Annotated in this window: 15 protein-coding genes and 1 pseudogene; 10 read left to right on the top strand and 6 right to left on the bottom strand. The window is 72.9% G+C overall.

Annotated elements, in window-relative coordinates:
* Positions 1–236 precede the first annotated feature (236 nt).
* Positions 237–1,028 (bottom strand): annotated as a pseudogene (locus tag ACWDVB_RS24805) (TIGR03084 family metal-binding protein); the annotation flags it as partial.
* Between the two features lie 180 nt (positions 1,029–1,208).
* Here ACWDVB_RS24805 and ACWDVB_RS24810 point away from each other — a divergent pair.
* Both ACWDVB_RS24810 and ACWDVB_RS24815 read left to right on the top strand, forming a co-directional pair.
* Positions 1,209–1,994: a HEAT repeat domain-containing protein gene (locus ACWDVB_RS24810; protein ID WP_451518750.1), complete on the top strand. Its 786-nt coding sequence runs from the start codon at positions 1,209–1,211 to the stop codon at positions 1,992–1,994.
* A 6-nt stretch (positions 1,995–2,000) separates the two neighbouring features.
* Positions 2,001–3,071: a HEAT repeat domain-containing protein gene (locus tag ACWDVB_RS24815; RefSeq protein WP_451518718.1), complete on the top strand. Its 1,071-nt coding sequence runs from the start codon at positions 2,001–2,003 to the stop codon at positions 3,069–3,071.
* A gap of 4 nt (positions 3,072–3,075) precedes the next feature.
* Here the strand turns inward: ACWDVB_RS24815 and ACWDVB_RS24820 are convergent, their stop codons facing one another.
* Positions 3,076–4,098, bottom strand: coding sequence for an EamA family transporter (locus ACWDVB_RS24820; protein ID WP_451518719.1), 1,023 nt, complete (start codon positions 4,096–4,098; stop codon positions 3,076–3,078).
* A gap of 200 nt (positions 4,099–4,298) precedes the next feature.
* A complete protein-coding gene (locus ACWDVB_RS24825) occupies positions 4,299–7,217 on the bottom strand; it encodes an FAD-binding and (Fe-S)-binding domain-containing protein (RefSeq protein WP_451518720.1) in 2,919 nt (972 codons plus the stop codon).
* Between the two features lie 221 nt (positions 7,218–7,438).
* Here ACWDVB_RS24825 and ACWDVB_RS24830 point away from each other — a divergent pair, with 221 nt between their 5' ends.
* The 7 genes from ACWDVB_RS24830 (at position 7,439) to serC (ending at position 14,672) form a co-directional block, all read left to right on the top strand.
* Positions 7,439–9,448: an ATP-binding protein gene (locus tag ACWDVB_RS24830; RefSeq protein WP_451518721.1), complete on the top strand. Its 2,010-nt coding sequence runs from the start codon at positions 7,439–7,441 to the stop codon at positions 9,446–9,448.
* Positions 9,445–9,909, top strand: coding sequence for a roadblock/LC7 domain-containing protein (locus tag ACWDVB_RS24835; protein ID WP_451518722.1), 465 nt, complete (start codon positions 9,445–9,447; stop codon positions 9,907–9,909). The genes ACWDVB_RS24830 and ACWDVB_RS24835 overlap by 4 nt, the downstream gene beginning before the upstream one ends.
* Positions 9,910–9,911: 2 nt before the next feature.
* Entirely contained in the window at positions 9,912–10,268 is a 357-nt protein-coding gene (locus tag ACWDVB_RS24840) for a DUF742 domain-containing protein (RefSeq protein ID WP_451518751.1), read from the top strand.
* Positions 10,249–10,932 carry a GTP-binding protein gene (locus ACWDVB_RS24845; protein WP_451518723.1) on the top strand — a complete coding sequence of 228 codons (684 nt, stop codon included), beginning with the start codon at positions 10,249–10,251 and terminating at the stop codon, positions 10,930–10,932. The genes ACWDVB_RS24840 and ACWDVB_RS24845 overlap by 20 nt, the downstream gene beginning before the upstream one ends.
* Before the next feature lie 68 nt (positions 10,933–11,000).
* Entirely contained in the window at positions 11,001–12,200 is a 1,200-nt protein-coding gene (locus ACWDVB_RS24850) for a cytochrome P450 (RefSeq protein WP_451518752.1), read from the top strand.
* Positions 12,197–13,444, top strand: a complete 1,248-nt coding sequence (locus ACWDVB_RS24855) for a cytochrome P450 family protein (RefSeq protein WP_451518724.1) — start codon at positions 12,197–12,199, stop codon at positions 13,442–13,444. Before ACWDVB_RS24850 ends, ACWDVB_RS24855 begins: the two co-directional genes overlap by 4 nt.
* A 109-nt stretch (positions 13,445–13,553) precedes the next feature.
* The gene (gene serC / locus ACWDVB_RS24860) at positions 13,554–14,672 is read left to right on the top strand and encodes a phosphoserine transaminase (RefSeq protein WP_451518725.1); all 1,119 of its coding nucleotides are present in this window, start codon (positions 13,554–13,556) and stop codon (positions 14,670–14,672) included.
* 83 nt (positions 14,673–14,755) lie between these two features.
* Here the strand turns inward: serC and ACWDVB_RS24865 are convergent, their stop codons facing one another.
* Together ACWDVB_RS24865 and ACWDVB_RS24870 are read right to left on the bottom strand one after the other, a co-directional pair.
* The gene (locus tag ACWDVB_RS24865; RefSeq protein ID WP_451518726.1) at positions 14,756–15,604 is read right to left on the bottom strand and encodes an ABC transporter permease; all 849 of its coding nucleotides are present in this window, start codon (positions 15,602–15,604) and stop codon (positions 14,756–14,758) included.
* Positions 15,601–16,614, bottom strand: a complete 1,014-nt coding sequence (locus ACWDVB_RS24870; RefSeq protein ID WP_451518727.1) for an ATP-binding cassette domain-containing protein — start codon at positions 16,612–16,614, stop codon at positions 15,601–15,603. The genes ACWDVB_RS24865 and ACWDVB_RS24870 overlap by 4 nt, the downstream gene beginning before the upstream one ends.
* 149 nt (positions 16,615–16,763) lie before the next feature.
* Between ACWDVB_RS24870 and ACWDVB_RS24875 the strand changes: the two genes are divergently transcribed.
* Positions 16,764–17,531, top strand: a complete 768-nt coding sequence (locus ACWDVB_RS24875; RefSeq protein ID WP_451518728.1) for a TetR/AcrR family transcriptional regulator — start codon at positions 16,764–16,766, stop codon at positions 17,529–17,531.
* A 29-nt stretch (positions 17,532–17,560) separates the two neighbouring features.
* Here the strand turns inward: ACWDVB_RS24875 and ACWDVB_RS24880 are convergent, their stop codons facing one another.
* Positions 17,561–18,580, bottom strand: a complete 1,020-nt coding sequence (locus ACWDVB_RS24880) for a WD40 repeat domain-containing protein (RefSeq protein WP_451518729.1) — start codon at positions 18,578–18,580, stop codon at positions 17,561–17,563.
* Positions 18,581–18,599 lie beyond the last annotated feature (19 nt).

Here is an 18,599-nt window from a genome sequence, read left to right on the forward strand (position 1 = left end):
TCACGCGGCTCGTGCGGCACGTGCGGCACGTGCGGCACGTGCGGCACGTGCGGCACGTGCGGCTCGCGTGACCCGCTCGAATCACGTGGCTCATGCGGCTCGCCCGGGCCGCTCGGCTCGCGCGAATCACGTGGGTCGCGCCGCTCGTGCGGCTTGCGCGGCTCGCGCGGCTCGCGCGGCTCGCGCGGGTCACGCAGTGCACGCGGCTCGCCCGGGTCACGAGGCTCACGCGGTGCACGCGGCTCGCGGCCGTCGCCCGGTGGGCCTGCGAAGGCCTGGGCTATGTCCAGCCAGTGGTCGGCGGACGCGCCCTCCGCGTGCAGCGCGAGGTCCGTGCGGTGGGCGCGCTGGGTGACGAGGAGGCAGAAGTCGAGCGCGGGCCCGGTCACGCGCTGGGTGGCGTCCGTCGGGCCGTACGTCCACACCTCCCCCGTCACAGGGGAGGTCAGCTCGACCCGGAACTCCTCGCGGGGCGCGCTCTCCCCCCGTACGGCGAACGCGAAGTCCCGCGCCCGCACGCCGATCCGCGCCACGTGCCGCAGCCTGTCGGTCGGCACGCGCGTCACGCCGAGCGCGTCCGCCACGTCCTGGCCGTGCGCCCAGGTCTCCATGAGCCGCGCGCTCGCCATGGACGGCACGGCCATCGGCGGCCCGTACCAGGGCAGACGCGTCCCGGCGGGGGCCTCGCCGAGGACCCGCCCCAGCTCGCCGCGGACGGCCCGCCAGCGGGCGAGCAGTTCGGCGGGCGGCAGCGCGACCCCCTCCTCGGCGCCCTCGTCGACGAACGAGCCGGGAGCCGCGACCGCCTTCTCGACCTCGGCGGCGAAGGCCTCCGGGTCGGTGGCGGCGAGCAGGGCGGCCCGGTCGGTCCAGGCGAGGTGGGCGATCTGGTGGGCGATCGTCCAGCCGGGCGCGGGCGTCGCGAGGGCCCAGCGCTCCTCGCTCAACCCCGCGACGAGCCCGTCGAGTTCCTCGCTCTCGCCGCGCAGGTCGTCGAGCACGGACAGGGCATCGGACGCGTCGGGCACGGAACGCTCCCCTCGGGGGACGGCGGTGTGCCTGGGAGCATGGCAGCGCACACAGAAACAAGCAAGCGTGCTTGCATGAGTTTGGGGGGCGATGGCGGAGGCGGTGGCGGCGGCGGGGGCTTGACCTTGACACCGTGACAAGGTCTTCACTGTGCCGAGGAGGTGATCTCAGTGATCCCGATGGTCATGCCGGAGCAGGACCCGGAACAGGACCCGAAAAAGGGGCCGGGACAGGACACGCTTCGCGCTCTGCGGGGACTGGAGGACAGCCGCTCGTCCGTGCGGCTGCGCGCGGCGCTCGCGCTCGGCACGTCCCCCGACCCGCGGTTCATCGACAAGCTCATCGAGCGTTGCGCGACCGAACCCGAGTTCTCCGTACGCGAGATGCTGACCTGGGCGCTCACCCGCCACCCGGCGTCGACGACGGTCCCGGCGCTTCTCCGCCAAGTGCGCTCGGAGCGTGCGCAGGCACGGAGCCAGGCACTGCACACACTGTCCAAGATCGGCGACCGCCGGGCGTGGCCGGCGATCACACCGGCGCTGCTGTCCGACCCCGATGACGAGGTGGCGCGGAGCGCCTGGCGGGCGGCGGTCGCGCTCGTACCCGACGGTGAGGAGCCCGGGTTGGCCACGGCACTGGCGACACAGCTCGGGCGCGGCGGACGGGAGACGCAGCTGAGCCTCAGCCGGGCGCTGATCGCGCTCGGCGAGGTGATCCTGCCGGCTCTGCGCGCCGCGACGAGGACGACGGGGACGGCGGGGACGGCGGGGACGACAAGTACGGCGAGTACGGCGAGTACGGCGAGTACGCCGGGGCCCCATCCTCGCGTACGCACACACGCGCTCGCCACGGAACGGCTGCTGCGCGACCCGGACGCCGGGTTCGAGTTCGCCGTCGAGGAGGCGAAGCGCGTCGTCGCCCTCGGCGGGGCCGGCCAGGAGGGCGGAAGGGGTCAGGAGGGGTGAGCGGCCGTGCTGATCGGTGAGGTGGCTCGGCGGTCCGGGGTCAGCGCCCGCATGCTCCGGCATTACGACTCGCTGGGCCTGGTGCGGCCGACGGGCCGTACCGACGGCGGCTACCGCGAGTACTCCGACGACGACATCCGGCGGATCTTCCATATCGAGAGCCTGCGGTCCCTGGGGATGTCGCTGCGTGACGTCGGGCGCGCGCTCGACGACCCCGGCTTCGCACCCTCGGAGCTCGTCGACGACCTCATCCGCCGGACGCGGGAACGCATCGCGGACGAGACGGAACTGCTCACCCGGCTCCGTCGGATCGACGCGGCGGAACCCTCCGGCTGGGAGGACGTCCTCCAGACCGTCGCGCTGCTCCAGGCGCTGGGGTCCAAGAGCGCCGGGAAGCGCCAGCGCGCGGCCCTGTCCTCGGGCGAGGAGATTCCCGTGCCGGTGGAAGCACTGGTCGAGGCGGCGCTGAGCGAGACGGACCCGCACGTCGCCGGAGCCCTGCGGTGGGCTCTGGCGCGATCCGGCGACGGCGGATGGGCGTTGCTGGCGGAGGGCCTCACCTCACCGGCGGCCGAGGTGCGCGAACGTGCCGTCCAGTCCCTCGCCGAGATCACGAACGCCGAGGCGACCGCGCTGCTGCGGGACGCCCTCGCCAACCCCGACGTCGTGGTCCGCAGGCGCGCGGCTCTGGCGCTCGGGGCACGTGGGGTGGCCGAGGCGATCCCTACGCTCATCGACATGGTCGTCGAGGAGGCCAATGACGTCGACGCGGCCGACGCGTTGAGTGCGCTGGCGAGCTGTCCGGCGCTGGCGGATCAGATCGCCGCCGGGCTCGTGGACCGCCTCGCGCAGGGCGGCGGAGCCGGACCGTCCGCGCCGCCCGCGACGCATGCGACGTCCGTGTCGTCTGCGCCGTCTGCGCCGTCTGCGCCGTCCGTGCGTCGACGGCTGGCGCAGGCGCTCGCGGACATCCCCGGAGCCACGGCGTCACGCGCCCTCGCGGACCTCTCCCACGACGAGGACCGTGGCGTCGCGCTCACCGCTGCGTACGTTCTCGCGATACGTGGCGCGCGGTGACGGCTCACGCCTCACCACTCACCGTCTTCCTGCCCCGCCCCACCTGCGTCCGCACCGCGCCCATGCTCGCCACGATGACCAGGGAGACCGCCAGCGCCTCCGCCAGGGACAGGGCCTGGCTGAGTACGAGGAACCCCGCGAGGGAGGCGATGGCCGGCTCCAGGCTCATCAGGACCGCGAAGGTGTGCGAGGGGAGCCGCCGCAGCGCGAGGAGTTCGAGGGTGTACGGCAGCACGGACGACAGGACGGCGACCACCGCGCCCAGGGCCAGCGTGCCCGGATCGACGAGCTTCGACCCGGACTCGGCGATCCCGAACGGCAGGAACAGCACCGCCGCGACCACCATCGCCAGCGCGAGCCCGTCGGCCTGCGGGAAGCGCCGCCCGGTGCGTGCGCTGAAGACGATGTACGCGGCCCACATCGCGCCCGCGCCGAGCGCGTAGGCGACACCGACCGGGTCGAGGCCGCTGAAGCCGCCCCCTCCGCCGAGCAGGAACACGCCGCAGAGCGCGAGCCCGGCCCAGATCAGGTTCACCGCGCGGCGCGAGGCGATGACGGAGAGCGCGAGCGGTCCGAGGACTTCGAGGGTGACGGCGGCGCCCATGGGGATACGGGCCAGGGCCTGGTAGAAGAGGCCGTTCATCGCGGCCATGGCCACGCCGAACGCGACGACCGTGCCCCAGTCGGCGCGGGAGTGCCCGCGCACCTTCGGCCGGCAGACGGCGAGCAGCACGAGCGCGGCGAAGGCGAGCCGCAGCGTCACGATGCCGAGCGCCCCTGCTCGCGGCATCACGCTCACCGCCACAGCGCCGCCGAACTGTACGGAGATGCCGCCCGCGAGGACGAGCCCGACCGGCCCGAACCGGGCGCGGAGGCCCTGGGCGGCTCGGACGGCCTGGGTGGCCTGGGTGGCTTGAGTGGTTTCAGTGGCCGGGGTGGTTTCAGTGGCCTGGGTGGTTTCAGTGGCCTGGGTGACCTGGTTGGCAGGGGCCGCCGGTGCCGCCTGATCGCTGTGCGAGACGTTCACGCCTGAGCCTTCCTGCCGTTGTCGCCGCTCACGGTAGTTCAGTGTTCTGGACTCCACCGTACACAGTAATGGACCACGTCAGGATTGTGGAGCCGTTTTGCTCCTGTACGCGGTCCACATGGCGACCGCGTCCACGGCGCCGCCCACATATCGAAGGTACGGCTCCGTGCGAGGCGCGGGAAATGCCGATCGGGCGGCGGTTATGCGCCGCTGACATGACCCCGTTCCGCTTCCAGCGCGCTCAGCGCCTCCGCGAGCACCTCCGCCAGATGCCGCCCCCGCACCCCCGCCAGCTGCCCCAGCTGGGTCCGGCAGGAGAATCCGTCGGCCAGCACCACCGCGTCGCCCGGCGCCTGTCGTACCGAGGGCAGCAGCTGCTCCTCGGCGCAGGCCGCCGACACCTCGTAATGCCCCCGCTCGAACCCGAAGTTCCCGGCCAGCCCGCAGCACCCGCCGCTCAGCTCGCCCGCGAGCCCCGCCTTCGCCCGCAGCCGCCGCTCCGCCTCGTCGCCGAGGACCGCGTGCTGATGGCAGTGCGTCTGGCCGACCGCCGGGCGCCCGACGTGCGGCGGTCGCCAGTGCGGGGCCAGTTCCTCCAGGGCCTGCGCGAAGGTCCGGACGGACGCGGCGAGGCGGTGGGCGCGCGGGTCGTCGCCCAGCAGCTCGACGAGGTCCGTCTTGAGGGCCGCGGCGCAGCTCGGCTCCAGGACGACGACCGGCACGTCCGCCTCCAGCAGCGGTTCCATGCGGTCCAGCGTGGCGCGCAGCACCGAGCGAGCCCGCTCCAGCTGCCCCGTCGAGACGTACGTAAGCCCACAGCACACGCCCGTCGGCGGCAGCGCGACGGTCAGCCCGGCCGCCTCCATGACCCGTACCGCGGCCCTGCCCACGGACGGCGACAGGTGCTCGGTGAAGGTGTCCGGCCAGAGCACGAGCCGGGGCATGCCGCCCTGCGACCTCGGCTCCGGCTTCGGCGTCAGCCCCGGCTCCGGCTCCGGCTCCGGCCTTCTGCGCCACCACTGTCTCAACGTCCGCGGCGCCACCCGTGGAATCGATCGCTCCGGGGCGATCCCGCCGAGCCGCTTGGCGACGGCCGCCAAGGGGCCGACCCGGGCGAGGGCGTTCACCACCCGGGCCGTACGCGTCACGGCGACCGCCCGCAGCCAGCGCGGCAGCCACCCCATCGCGTAATGGGCCGCGGGCCTGCGGCGGCCTTCGTAGTGGTGGTGCAGGAACTCCGCCTTGTACGTGGCCATGTCGACGCCCACCGGGCAGTCCGAACGGCACCCCTTGCAGGACAGACAGAGGTCGAGCGCGTCCCTGACCTCCGTGGAACGCCAGCCGTCCGTCACCACCTCGCCCGCCAGCATCTCGTGCAGCAGGCGCGCCCGCCCGCGCGTGGAGTGCTCCTCCTCGCCGGTCACCCGGAACGACGGGCACATGACCCCGCTGGGTGAGGACGGTGACGCCGTACGGCATTTGGCGACCCCCACGCACCGCCTGACCGCCGCCGAGAAGTCGCCGCCGTCGTGGGGGTAGCCGAAGGCGACGTCGACGGGCTCGCGCGGCAGGGGCGCGAAGCGCAGGTTCGCGTCGAGGGGCGCGGGCCGCACCAGCATGCCCGGGTTGAGCAGGCCCGCCGGGTCCCATACGTCCTTCACACGCTCGAAGAGGCGTACGAGTTCGGGCCCGTACATCTTCGGCAGGAGCTCCGCGCGGGCCTGCCCGTCACCGTGCTCGCCGGACAGCGAACCGCCGTGCGCCACGACCACGTCCGCCAGCTCCTCCGAGAAGCGCCGGAAACGGGCCACGCCCTCGGGGCCGAGCAGGTCGAAGTCGATGCGTACGTGGATGCAGCCGTCCCCGAAGTGCCCGTACGGGGTGCCGCGCAGTCCGTGTCCGGTGAGCAGCGCCCTGAAGTCCCGCAGATAGGCGCCGAGGCGGGCCGGGGGCACCGCGCAGTCCTCCCACCCCGGCCAGGCCTCTCCCCCGTCGTCCGGCATACGCGTGGCCGTCCCGCTGGCGTCCTCCCGTACCCGCCACAGCGCCCGCTGCCGCGCGGGGTCGTCGACGACCACGGCGTCGAGGACGTCGGCCGCGCGCACGATCGTCTCGGCACGCGCGCGTGCCTCGGCCGGGTCCGTGCCGCCCGTCTCGACGAAGAGCCATGCCCCGCCCCGGGGCAGGGAGCTCCTCTGGGGGTCGCGGCGTACGAGGTCGGCGGCCATGCCCTCCACCGTCAGCGGGCCGTACGGGAGGAGGCCGGCCGCGGCTTCGGCCGCCGCGCTCTCGTCGGCGTACCCGAGGACGGCGAGGGCGCGGGCGCGGGGCGCCTCGACGAGACGTACGACGGCTTCGGTGACGATGCCGAGGGTGCCCTCCGAGCCGCAGAAGGCGCGGGCGAGGTCGGTGCCGCGCTCGGGGAGCAGGGCGTCGAGGGCGTAGCCGGAGATGCGGCGGGGAAGGTCGGGGAAGCCGGTGCGCAGGAGGGCCGGATGGGCGTCCGCCAGTGCGCGCAGGCCGGCGGGGGCGCCGTCCCAGCCCTGGCCGAGGCGGAGGGCATCGCCCCGGCCGCTGATGACCGACAGCTGACGGATATTGTCGGCTGTCGTCCCCCAGGCCACCGAGTGCGATCCGCACGAGTTGTTCCCGATCATCCCGCCCAGCGTGCACCGGCTGTGCGTGGACGGATCGGGCCCGAACGTCAGACCGTGCGGCGCCGCCGCGGCCCGCAGGTCGTCCAGGACGACCCCCGGCTGCACCACGGCCGTCCGCGCCTCCGGATCGAGGGAGACGACGCGGTTCATCCGCCGGGTGAAGTCGAGGACGACCCCGACGCCCGTCGCCTGCCCGGCGATCGAGGTGCCGGCGCCGCGCGCCACCACCGGCACCGAGCGCCGCCGGCAGACGTCCAGTACCGCCGCCACGTCGTCGGCGTCGCGCGGGGCCACCACCGCGGCGGGCACGCGGCGGTAGTTGGAGGCGTCCATCGTGTGCAGGGCCCGCGCGGTCACGGAGAGGTCCACCGCGCCGCGCACCGCCGCGCGAAGGTCCCGCTCCAGTCCGCCGAGGTCTCCGAGGTCTCCGAGGTCGCCGAGGTCGCCGTCGAGGTCGCTCATGCGGTCCAGGATGCCCCCGCCGCGGCCCGCCGGAGGCACCCAGGGGCACTCCGGAGGCACCCCGGAGACACCCCGCCTCACCCAATATGTCACGATCCGGAAGGGAACATTCCCAACACGCGCACCAACTCTCCTATAGTGACCACAACTTGAGCTGAGCTTGAGACAAGCCCGAGCATGTTCGAGCAGAGTGTGTCGCTTCCGATCGAGGACCCCGATTGATGACCGCGCCAACCCCCATAGCGCGCCCCGGGACGGAGCGCCCTCCGCTGCGTCCCGCCGCGTACGTCCTGCTGGCCTGCGCCCTCGTCACCGCGGCGCTCGCCGGGACGGCCGTCGCCCTCGCGCCCGCGTCCACGCGGACCCCCCTGGCCTGGGGCGCCGGCGCCGCGGCGCTCGCGCTCAGCGCCGCCGTGACCGTCGCCTTCCACGCCCTGCGCGGGCTCGCCCTGTCGCGGCGTCAGCTGGCCGCGTCCCGCCAGGAGGCCGGCCGCCTCCAGCAGGAACAGGCCCGTCGAGCCGCCGAGTTCGGGCAGGAGCACGCCCGCCTCACCGCCGATCACGACCGCGCGCTGGCCGAGCTGAGAGCCGAGAACACGCGGGTGCGGGAGGAGCTCACGTCCGAACGCGACCGCGTACGCACGGAACTGACCGCCGAAAACGCCCGTGTGCGCGCCGAACTCACCACCGAGAACACCCGCGTACAGGCGGAGCTGACCGCCGAGAACACCCGCGTACGGACCGAGCTGACCGAGCGCGTCCGCACCGCCGAGTCGGAGCGTGCCGCCGCGCTCGCCGCGTGCGCCAACGCGGCGGGCCGCATGCAGGCCCTGGCCACCGGCATGCTCGCCGACCTGCGTGAGATGGAGGGCAGGCACGCCGACGAGGACGTCCTCACCGACCTCCTCCACCTGGACCACAGGACCGCGCAGGCCGGCCGCATCGCCGACTCCGTGGCAGTCCTCACCGGCGCCCGCTCCGGCCGTCGCTGGGCCCGACCCATCGTCATGGAGTCGATCCTGCGCGGCGCGATGGGCCGCATCGGCGGCTACCAGCGTGTACGCGTCCACTCGGCCAGCGAGGTCGCGGTCGCGGGTCACGCCGCCGAGGGCGTCATGCACGCGCTCGCCGAACTCCTCGACAACGCCGCGAACTTCTCTCCGCCCACCTCCGAGGTGCACGTCTACATCGAGGAGGTCGCGGCGGGCGTCATCATCTCCGTCGAGGACAGCGGCCTGGTGATGGGCCCGGTGCAGCAGCGCCGCGCCGAACGTGCCGTATCCGGCGAGACGAGGGGCCTCGGCGGTCTCACGGGTACGCGGCTCGGCCTCGCGGTGGTCGGCAGGCTGGCCCGCAAACACGGCCTGACGGTGTCGTTCCGCCCCTCGGCACGCGGCGGCACGGGCGTACTCCTGCTGATCCCGCAGGAGCTCCTCTCCGGCCCCACGGAAACGGCCCCGCCCCAGACCGCCCTCCCGGCCCCGCCCCCGACCCACGCCCTGCCGCCGAACACCCCCCAGCCTCCACCGGCCCGGGCACTCACCGAAACCCCGAACACCCAGACGGCCCCGACGCTCCCTGAGCCCCGGCAGGGCACTGGGGTCCCGCAGGGATCGGCGTCCCCGGTGCTCCCTGAAGCCGGGCCCGCCACGGCCACCCCGGGGCTCCCCGGAACCCCACACGCCCCGGCAGCCTCACCGCTCCCCGGAGGCCCGCACACCTCGGGGGCCCCGGTGCTCCCCGAAGCCCCACATGCCCCGGCAGAGCCGACACCCGCCGAAGCCCCGCAGACTCCGGCACCCGCCCAAAAGGCCCCGCCCCTCACCACGTACACCCCCGACTCCGCATCCGCGCCCGACCCCGGCCTCGACCGCGTCGACCGCGACCCCGTGCCCACCCACGAGTCCACGGCCGCCCCGCACGACCCCACAGCCGAGTCCCCCAGCGCCGCCTCGCACACCCCCCGCACCACCCCCACCCCGACCCCCGTCGAGGCCCCCCTCCCCAAGCGCCCCCGCGGCCGTACGCTCGCTGCCGCCGAGCGGGCCCGGGCCGATAGTGACACCGGGGAGAATCCGCGGCCGCGTGCCGCCGGTGCGGCCAGTACCGCGGCCCGTTTCAGCAGCTTCCGTCAGGCCGTTCGTGCCACTCCGCCGGATTCCTCCGGTCCGCCGAGCGGCACGGACGACCCCGCAACTCCCCAGCACCCGGAAGGCGACACCCCCCAATGACCACCGGCATCACCTCCTCCTCCACCACCGACGAGAAGCTGACCTGGCTCCTCGTGGGGCTCCTGGAGCGCACCCCCGGCGCCCGCCACGCCCTCGTGCTCTCGCGGGACGGGCTGAAGCTGTGCCGTACCCCGGAGCTCTCCGTCGACCAGGCCGACCAGCTCGCCGCGATAGCCGCCGGCATCCAGTCCCTGTCGCACGGCGCGTCCGCCGAGTTCGGTGACGGCAGCGGCGGGGTGCGCTCGGCGATGGCCGAGTTCTACGGCGGCATCCTCTTCATCGTCGAGGCCGGCGAGGGCGCGCACCTCGCCGTCATCGCCGCCGAGGACGCCGACGCGGGCCTGGTCGGGCACACCATGAGCGAGCTGGTCGAGCAGCTCGGCGAGCACCTGCGTGCCGCGCCCCGCGCGGACGACGGCCCCGGCCCCGGCACCGGCCCCCGCACCCAGCCCACCGCATGAGCGTGCGCCGCCCCGGCCGGGACGATTCCCCCGACCGGCTGTACACCCTCACCGGAGGCCGCAGCCGGTCGGCGCCCGACGCCCCGTTCGACCTGGTGACGCTCATCGTCGCCGAGTCCGCTCCGGTGCCCGGCATGCAGTCGGAGCACGCCGCGATCCTGCGGATGTGCGGGCTGCCGACGGCGGTCGTGGAGATCGCCGCGGAGCTGGGCCTGCCGGTGAGCATCACCCGCATCCTGCTGTCCGACCTGCTCGACGCCGGTCGGATCAGCGCCCGCCACCCCCGCTCGGGCCCCGCCCACACTCTTCCCGATTTCGAACTCCTGGAGCAGGTGCTCGTTGGACTCCGCAATCTCTGAACGCAGCGCGAACCGCAGCGCGAACCGCAGCGCGACCGGTGCCGGCCGAAGAGAGCTGACCGCGACCGCCGACAACGGTCTGAAGATCGTCGTGGTCGGCGGCTTCGGCGTCGGCAAGACGACGCTGGTCCGCTCGGTCAGCGAGATCCGTCCCCTCAGCACCGAGGAGACGATGACGCAGGCCGGCAAGGGCATCGACGAGACCGGCGGCCTGGACGGGCTGCGCGACAAGACGTCCACGACGGTCGCCTTCGACTTCGGCCGCATCACCCTCGACGCGCGCAACGTCCTCTACCTCTTCGGCGCGCCCGGCCAGGAACGCTTCTGGTTCCTGTGGGACCGCCTCTTCTCCGGCACGCTCGGCGCGGTCGTCCTCGTCGACACCCGCCGCCTGGAGGACTCCTGGTACGCGATCGACCGCCTGGAACACCACGGCACGCCGTTCATCGTGGCCCGCAACGACTTCGGCGGGCCCGCCCACACCTCCGAGGAGCTGCGCGAGGCGCTCGACCTCGATCCGGGGGTGCCGCTCGTGGACTGCGACGCGCGTTCGCGCCAGTCCAGCAAGGACGTACTGATCACGCTCGTGGAGCACGTGAAATCTTTGTACGTCGCTCAACAGAACGTCGGTCAGCAGCACGCCCCTCAGGAGAACGCCCAGTGACCTGCCCCGTGACCGGCGCCGCCCCCGGCCCCGTCCCGCTCTCCGGCCCCCGCTTCGCCACCGAACCCATGCAGCTCTACCGGGAGATGCGCCGCGACCACGGCCCCGTGGCGCCCGTGCTGCTCGACGGCGACGTGCCGGCCTGGCTGGTGCTCGGCTACCGCGAGCTGCACCAGGTCACCGGCGACCCGGTGCTGTTCAGCCGCGACTCCGACCTGTGGAACCAGTGGCCGAACATCCCCGCCGACTGGCCCCTCCTGCCGATGATCGGCCACAAGCAGCCGTCGATCCTCTACACGGTGGGCGAGCGGCACACCCGGCGCGCCGCGATGATCGCGCACGCGCTCGAAGCGGTCGACCCGTACGAGCTGAAGGCGCACGCGGAGACGTTCGCGGACGAGCTGATCGACCAGTTCTGCGGCAAGGGCGCCACGGACATCATCGCCGAGTACGCGATGCTGCTTCCGGTGCGCGTCCTGGCCCGTATCTACGGCTTCTCCGACGAGCAGGGCCCCGGTCTCGTCACGGCCATGAACGACATGATCGACGGCCGCGAGCGGGCGCTGGCGGGCCAGCAGCACCTCGCCTCCTCGATGGCGCGGCTCATCGCCGACAAGCACGGGAAGCCGGGCGCCGATGTCGCCTCGTACATGCTGGAGTCGCAGGACGCGGAGGCCGAGGCGGCGGACGACGGCTTCAGCGACGAGGAGATCGCGCAGGACCTGATGGTGATGATGGCCGCCGGGCACCAGCCGACGGCCGACTGGATCGGCAACTCGCTGCGGCTGATGCTCACCGACGACCGTTTCGCCGCGTCCCTCTTCGGCGGCCGGCACAGCGTCGCCGAGGCGATGAACGAGGTGCTGTGGGAGGACACTCCCACGCAGAACGTCGCCGGGCGCTGGGCCTCGCGCGACACCCGGCTCGGCGGGCGCCGCGTCAACGCCGGTGACCTGCTGCTGCTCGGCCTCGGCGCCGCCAACGCCGACCCGCTGGTCCGCACCGACGGTTCGGCCCTGACCGGCGGCAACAGCGCCCACTTCGCGTTCGGCCACGGCGAGCACCGCTGCCCCTTCCCCGCCCAGGAGGTCGCGGAGGTCATCGCGCGGACGGGCATCGAGGTGCTCCTGGACCGCCTGCCCGACCTCGACCTGGCCGTCCCGGCGCAGGACCTGACGCGCCGCCCTTCGCCCTGGCTGCGCGGCCTGACCGATCTGCCGGTGAGCTTCACCCCGACCCCGACCTCAGCGTTTGGAGACCTCAGATGACCAGCTCCGGCTCCGGCTCCCCCTCCGGCAGAATCGCCCTGGACCCGTTCGTCACCGACCTGGACGGCGAGAGCGCCCGGCTGCTCGCGGCGGGCCCGCTCGCCGAGGTGGAGCTGCCGGGCGGGGTGCCGGTATGGGCGGTCACGCACCACGCGGAGGCCCGCCAACTCCTCACCGACAAGCGCCTGGTGAAGGACATCGGGGTCTGGGGCGCGTGGCGGCGCGGCGAGATACCGGCGGACTGGCCGCTGATCGGCCTCGCGAACCCCGGGCGTTCCATGCTGACGGTGGACGGCGAGGAGCACCGCCGGATGCGGACGCTGGTCGCGCAGGCGCTGACGCCGCGCCGGGTGGAGCGGATGCGGGAGCGCATCGCGGAGCTGACCCACGGCCTGCTCGACAAGCTGCCCGCGTCGGGCTCCGAAGCGGTCGACCTGAAGGCGGAGTTCGCCTACCCGCTGCCGATGTACGTCATCAGTGACCTGATGGGCATCGACGAGGCCGACCACCCGCGCCTTAAGGTCCTGTTCGACAAGTTCTTCTCCACGCAGACGCCGCCGGAGGAGGTCGTGGCGACGCTCGGCGAGCTGGCCGCGATGATGGGCAAGACCGTGGCCGCCCGCCGCGCGGAGCCGGGCGACGACCTGACGAGCGCGCTGATCGCCGCCTCCGAGGACGGCGACCACCTCACCGACGACGAGATCGTCTCCACCCTTCAGCTGATGGTCGCGGCGGGCCACGAGACGACGATCTCCCTCATCGTCAACGCCGTCGTGAACCTCTCCGAGCACCCCGAGCAGCTCGCCCTGGTCCTCTCGGGCGAGATCGGCTGGGACGCGGTGGTGGAGGAGACCCTGCGCCACTCCACCCCCACCTCGCACGTCCTGATCCGCTTCGCCGCCGAGGACGTCCCGGTGGGCGACAAGGTGATCCCCAAGGGGGACGCGCTGATCGTCTCGTACGGCGCGATCGGCCGCGACGAGGCGGCGCACGGCCCCACGGCCGCCGAGTTCGACATCACCCGCGCGTCCGCCACGCGCCACATCTCCTTCGGCCACGGCCCGCACGTGTGCCCCGGAGCGGCACTCTCCCGCCTGGAGGCGGGCGTGGCCCTCCCGGCCCTGTACGGCCGTTTCCCGAACCTCACCTTGGCGGTCCCGCACGAGAAACTCCGCAACAAGCCGGTGGTAACACAGAACGACCTCTACGCCCTGCCCGTCAGGTTGAGCCCCTCCGGCGTTTGAGGAGCGGGGTCCGGGGCAGAGCCCCGTGGCGCCCGCCCCGACGCGGGGAGCGGATCTCACCGGCCGGACACCACAAGAACCCCGCGCCCTGAGCCGCTAGGCTCCCCCCGTGGCTGAGATCCAGATTCCCGCTGACATGAAGCCCGCCGACGGCCGTTTCGGCGCGGGCCCCTCCAAGGTGCGTACGGAGGCGCTGGAGGCCCTGGCCGCCACCGGCACCTCCCTCCTCGGTACGTCCCACCGCCAGGCCCCGGTCAAGAACCTGGTGGGCCGCGTGCGCGAGGGCGTCAAGGACCTCTTCTCCCTCCCCGAGGGGTACGAGGTCGTCCTCGGCAACGGCGGCTCCACCGCGTTCTGGGACGTGGCGACGCACGGTCTGATCGAGAACAAGTCGCAGCACCTGAGCTTCGGCGAGTTCTCCTCCAAGTTCGCGAAGGCGGCGAAGCTCGCCCCGTGGCTGGCCGAGCCGACCGTGATCACGAGCGACCCGGGCACGCATCCGGACCCGAAGGCGGAGGCGGGCGTCGATGCCTACGCCTTCACGCACAACGAGACCTCCACCGGCGTCGCGGCCCCCGTCAAGCGGGTCGCGGGCGCGGACGCGAACTCCCTCGTCCTGGTGGACGCCACGTCCGGCGCGGGCGGCCTGCCGGTCGACATCGCCGAGACGGACGTCTACTACTTCGCCCCGCAGAAGTCGTTCGCCTCGGACGGCGGCCTGTGGATCGCCGTGTTCTCCCCGGCGGCGATCGAGCGCGCCGAGCGTGTCCACGCGTCCGGCCGCCACGTCCCGGAGTTCTTCAGCCTGCCCACGGCGATCGACAACTCCCGCAAGAACCAGACGTACAACACCCCGGCGCTCGCCACGCTCTTCCTGCTCGGCGAGCAGCTGGAGTGGATGAACGGCCAGGGCGGTCTCGCCTTCACGACCGGCCGCACGGCGGCGTCCTCGAAGGCGCTGTACGGATGGGCGGAGGAGTCGAAGTACGCGACGCCGTTCGTCACGGACCCGGCCAAGCGCTCGCAGGTCATCGGCACGATCGACTTCGCGGACGAGATCGACGCGTCGGCGGTCGCCAAGGCGCTGCGCGCCAACGGCATCGTGGACACGGAGCCGTACCGCAAGCTGGGCCGCAACCAGCTGCGGGTCGCGATGTTCCCGGCGATCGACCCGGCGGACGTCGAGGCGCTCACGAAGTGCGTCGACTACCTGATCGACAAGCTGTAGTCGTCTCTACGTGAAAGGGGGCGCCGGCACTGTGCAAGTGCAGGCGCCCCCTTTCACGTACCGCGAGACAACCGCTCAGCGGCTCAGCGGCTCAGCTGCTTGAACTTCCGTACCGCCAGCGGCAGGAAGACCAGAGAGAGCACCACCGGCCACACCATGGCCATCAGAACAGCGTTCTGCTCGACCCAGCTGCTGCCGCCCGCGCCGGGGTTGCCGAACAGCTCCCGCGTGGCGGTGCCCGTCGAGGAGACGGGGTTCCAGGCGGCGATCGGGGCGAGCCAGCCCGGCATCAGGGACGGCGCCACGAAGACGCTGGAGATCATCGTGAGCGGGAAGGCCACCGCGTACAGCCCGCCGGCGGCCTCCGGCGTCGGTACGACGAGGCCGAGGTAGACGCCGACCCAGATCAGGCTGAACCGCAGGAGCAGCAGCAGCGCGAAGGCGAGGGCGGTGTCGAGGAGTCCGGCGCTGGAGCGCCAGCCGATGGCGAGGGCGGTCAGCGCGAGGATGGCGAGTTCCGCGCAGGCCACGACGAGGTCGGCGACGCCGCGTCCGGAGGCCACCGCCGAGGGGGCCATCGGCATGGAGCGGAAGCGGTCGATGACGCCCTTGGAGGCGTCGGTGGCGACGGCCATGGCGGTGTTCATGAAGCCGAAGGCCATGGTCATCACGAACATGCCGGGCATCAGGAACTGCTTGTAGTCGCCGTCGTTCCCGCCGCCCGGCACCTTCATGGCCTCGCCGAAGACGAAGCCGTACAGGAGTACGGAGATGATGGGGAAGCCCAGCTGCCAGGCGATGGTGATGGGCTGGCGCTGGAAGTGCGTGAGGTAGCGGCGGGTGACGTTCCAGCAGTCGGCGAGGGCCCAGAAGAGCCGTCCGCGCGAGGTGCCGTACGGCTCGGGGGCGGTGCGGGTGACGGTGACGCTCATGCCGCGGCCTCCTTCTCCAGGTGGGCAGTGGTGCCGGCGGTGTCGACGGCGTCAGTGGTGGGGTCGGACGGCTCTCCCGTGAGGCGCAGGAACACGTCGTCCAGGCTGGGCCTGCGCAGGCCGATGTCCTCGACGGCGACGCCCGCGTCCTGGAGGGTCCGTGCGACGTCGGTGAGGGCGGCGACCCGGTCGGTGACGGCGGCCTGGACGCGGCGCTCCGCGTCGATGACGAGGGGTTCGCCCGCGCTGACCCGGCTGACGGCCTTGACGGCTGCGGGCAGGTCGGCGGGCTCGCGCACCACGACGTCGAGGTGGCTGCCGCCGACCGTGTTCTTCAGGCCGTCGGGGGTGTCGTCGGCGATGGCGCGGCCCCGGTCGAGGACGGTGATGCGGGAGGCGAGCCGGTCGGCCTCCTCCAGGTACTGGGTGGTGAGCAGCACGGTCGTGCCGCGCGCCACCAGGTCGCGCACGCTGTCCCAGACTTCGAGACGGCCGCGCGGGTCCAGTCCGGTGGTCGGCTCGTCCAGGAAGAGCACGGCGGGCGCGAGGATCATGGAGGCGGCGAGGTCGAGCCTGCGCCGCATGCCGCCGCTGTACTGACCGGCGCTCTTCTCCGCCGCGTCCGCCAAGTGGAACTGCTCCAGGAGTTCCTGGGCGCGCCGCCTGGCCCGCTTGGCGCCGAGGTGGAAGAGGCGGCCGAACATCTCCAGGTTCTGCCGCCCGCTGAGGACCTCGTCGACGGCGGCGTACTGCCCGGTCAGGCCGATGCGGCCGCGGACGAGCGCGGGTTCGCGCGCCACGTCGGCGCCGGCCACCTCTGCGCGGCCGCCGTCGAGCCGTACGAGCGTGGAGAGGATGCGTACGGCGGTGGTCTTGCCCGCGCCGTTGGGTCCGAGCAGTCCGTGCACCGTGCCCTGCTCGACGTGCAGATCGAAGCCGTTCAGGGCGTACTTCTCCCCGTACCGCTTCTGGAGCCCTTCGGCTCGTACCGCGAAGCCGTTCCCGTTCATTGCCTGCCCCTCCAGGTCCCTCTGCCGCGCACCTTTGAGTACGTCGTACCCAGTGGAGAGTACACCGTACCCAGTCCCACGCAAGTACGCCGTACCCAATTCCTGGGTACGGCGTACCCAATTCCTTCCCGGGCGATTAGGGTGAAGCCATGACGAGCACGAGCGGCAGCGACGACCGGCGCACCGGCAGCGACATCACCCGCAGTCTGGAGCTGCTCTGGGGCGAGAGCGCGCGCCCGACGCGAGGGCCCAAGCCGGCCCTGACCCTGGACCGGATCGTCACCGAGGCGGTGCGCCTCGCGGACGCCGAGGGGCTCGCAGCGGTCTCGATGCGCCGCCTCTCCACGGAGCTGGGCACGGGCACGATGTCCCTGTACCGCTACGTCCCCGGCAAGGGCGACCTGCTGGACCTGATGCTGGACCGCGTGTTCACGCCGCCGGAGGAGGAGGGCGCCTGGACCGGCGGCTGGCGCGAGGGCGTGGAGGAGTACGCGCGCGAGACCCTCGTCCTCTACCGCCGCCACCCCTGGCTGCTCCACGTCAACCAGGCCCGTCCGGTGCTCGGCCCCGGCGCGGTCGGCGGCCTGGACCGCACCCTGTCGCGCATCAAGCCGATGGGCCTGACCGACCCCGAGCTGATCGGCGTCATCGTCATGGTCGAGGGGTACGTCACCGGGGTCGCCCGCACCCAGGTGCACGAGATGGAGGCGGTGCAGAAGAGCGGCCTGTCGGACCGGGCGTTCTGGGAGGCGCAGGCGCCGGCCCTCGACAAGATCATGCGGAGCGGCAACTACCCGTCTCTCGCGGCGCTGTCCGAGGAGGCGTTCGGCTCGGACTTCGACCACTTCGAGTTCGGGCTGCAGCGGATCCTGGACGGCCTGGACGCCCTGGTGGCCCGCCGCGAACAGGGGGCATGACCCCTCGGGGCCCCGGGCGGATCTTCCGCTCAGCGCTTGCGCAGCAGCCGCTTCAGCCCGAAGAAGGCGAGCAGTACGGCCGCGACCACGACCGCGCCCTTCCCCACACCCCCGCCGACGCCGCCCGACCCGGCGCCCACGCCGCCCGAACTCCCGCCGCCGTTCGACGAGTCGCCGCCGCCCCCGCCCTTGCCGCGCACCTCCACGGGCGTGACCGCGCTCTGCGCGCCCTCGGTGCCGTACATCAGGTTCGTACCGTCCAGGGTGTACGTCACCGACTCGCCCTGCCGCTGGATGGGCACGCTCAACCGCCCTTCCCGCACGGGCTTCCTCCCCTCGCCCTTCCAGGCGAAGGAGGTCCCGCCGAAGTAGCCGCGCAGGGCCAGCTGTCCGCCGTCGGGCGAGAAGGCGCCGTCGGTCACCCACAGGTCGGTGGCGGCGATGCGCCGGAAGACGTTCGTCTGGGAGGCGGACATCTCGGCGGGCCCTTCGTAGAGGCTGCCGCCCTCCTCCTTCTTGTCGGCGATGTAGATCCGCCCGGTCTTCGGATGCACCATCAGCGCCTCCGCGTCCCGCGCGCCGTCCGCGTACTTCACGACGTACTGCGTGGCACGGACGGGCTGGTCCTTCAGCGTCTTCGGCTCGGGCAGCTTGTAGATCCACACGTGCGACCAGGTGCCGCCGCGGTTGTCGCCGATGTCGCCGACGTAGAGATTGCCGTCGGCGCCGACCGAGACGGCCTCCACGTCACGGGGCACGCCGACGCCGGTCATCGTGACGGTGGCGACCGTCCTGCCGGTCCTGGAGTCGACGGCGTACAGGAAGGCACCTTTGTCCTGGTCGTTGTGCGTCCAGTAGACGCCGGGGTGGGCGCGGGACGCGGCCAGGCCGCTGGACTCGACGATCCGCGGGTCCTTGATGGTGAACCCTTCGTGGTCGTCGGCCACGGCGGGCGTGGTGGTCCCCGCCACGGTCAGGAGCAGCACGGCACCGGCGAGGACGGAGGGAACAGCCCGAAGGACAGCAGGAACAGCCCGAAGCGAACGCATGGGCCCAAGCGTGCCATCC

The organism is Streptomyces sp. NPDC003379 (assembly GCF_053589195.1).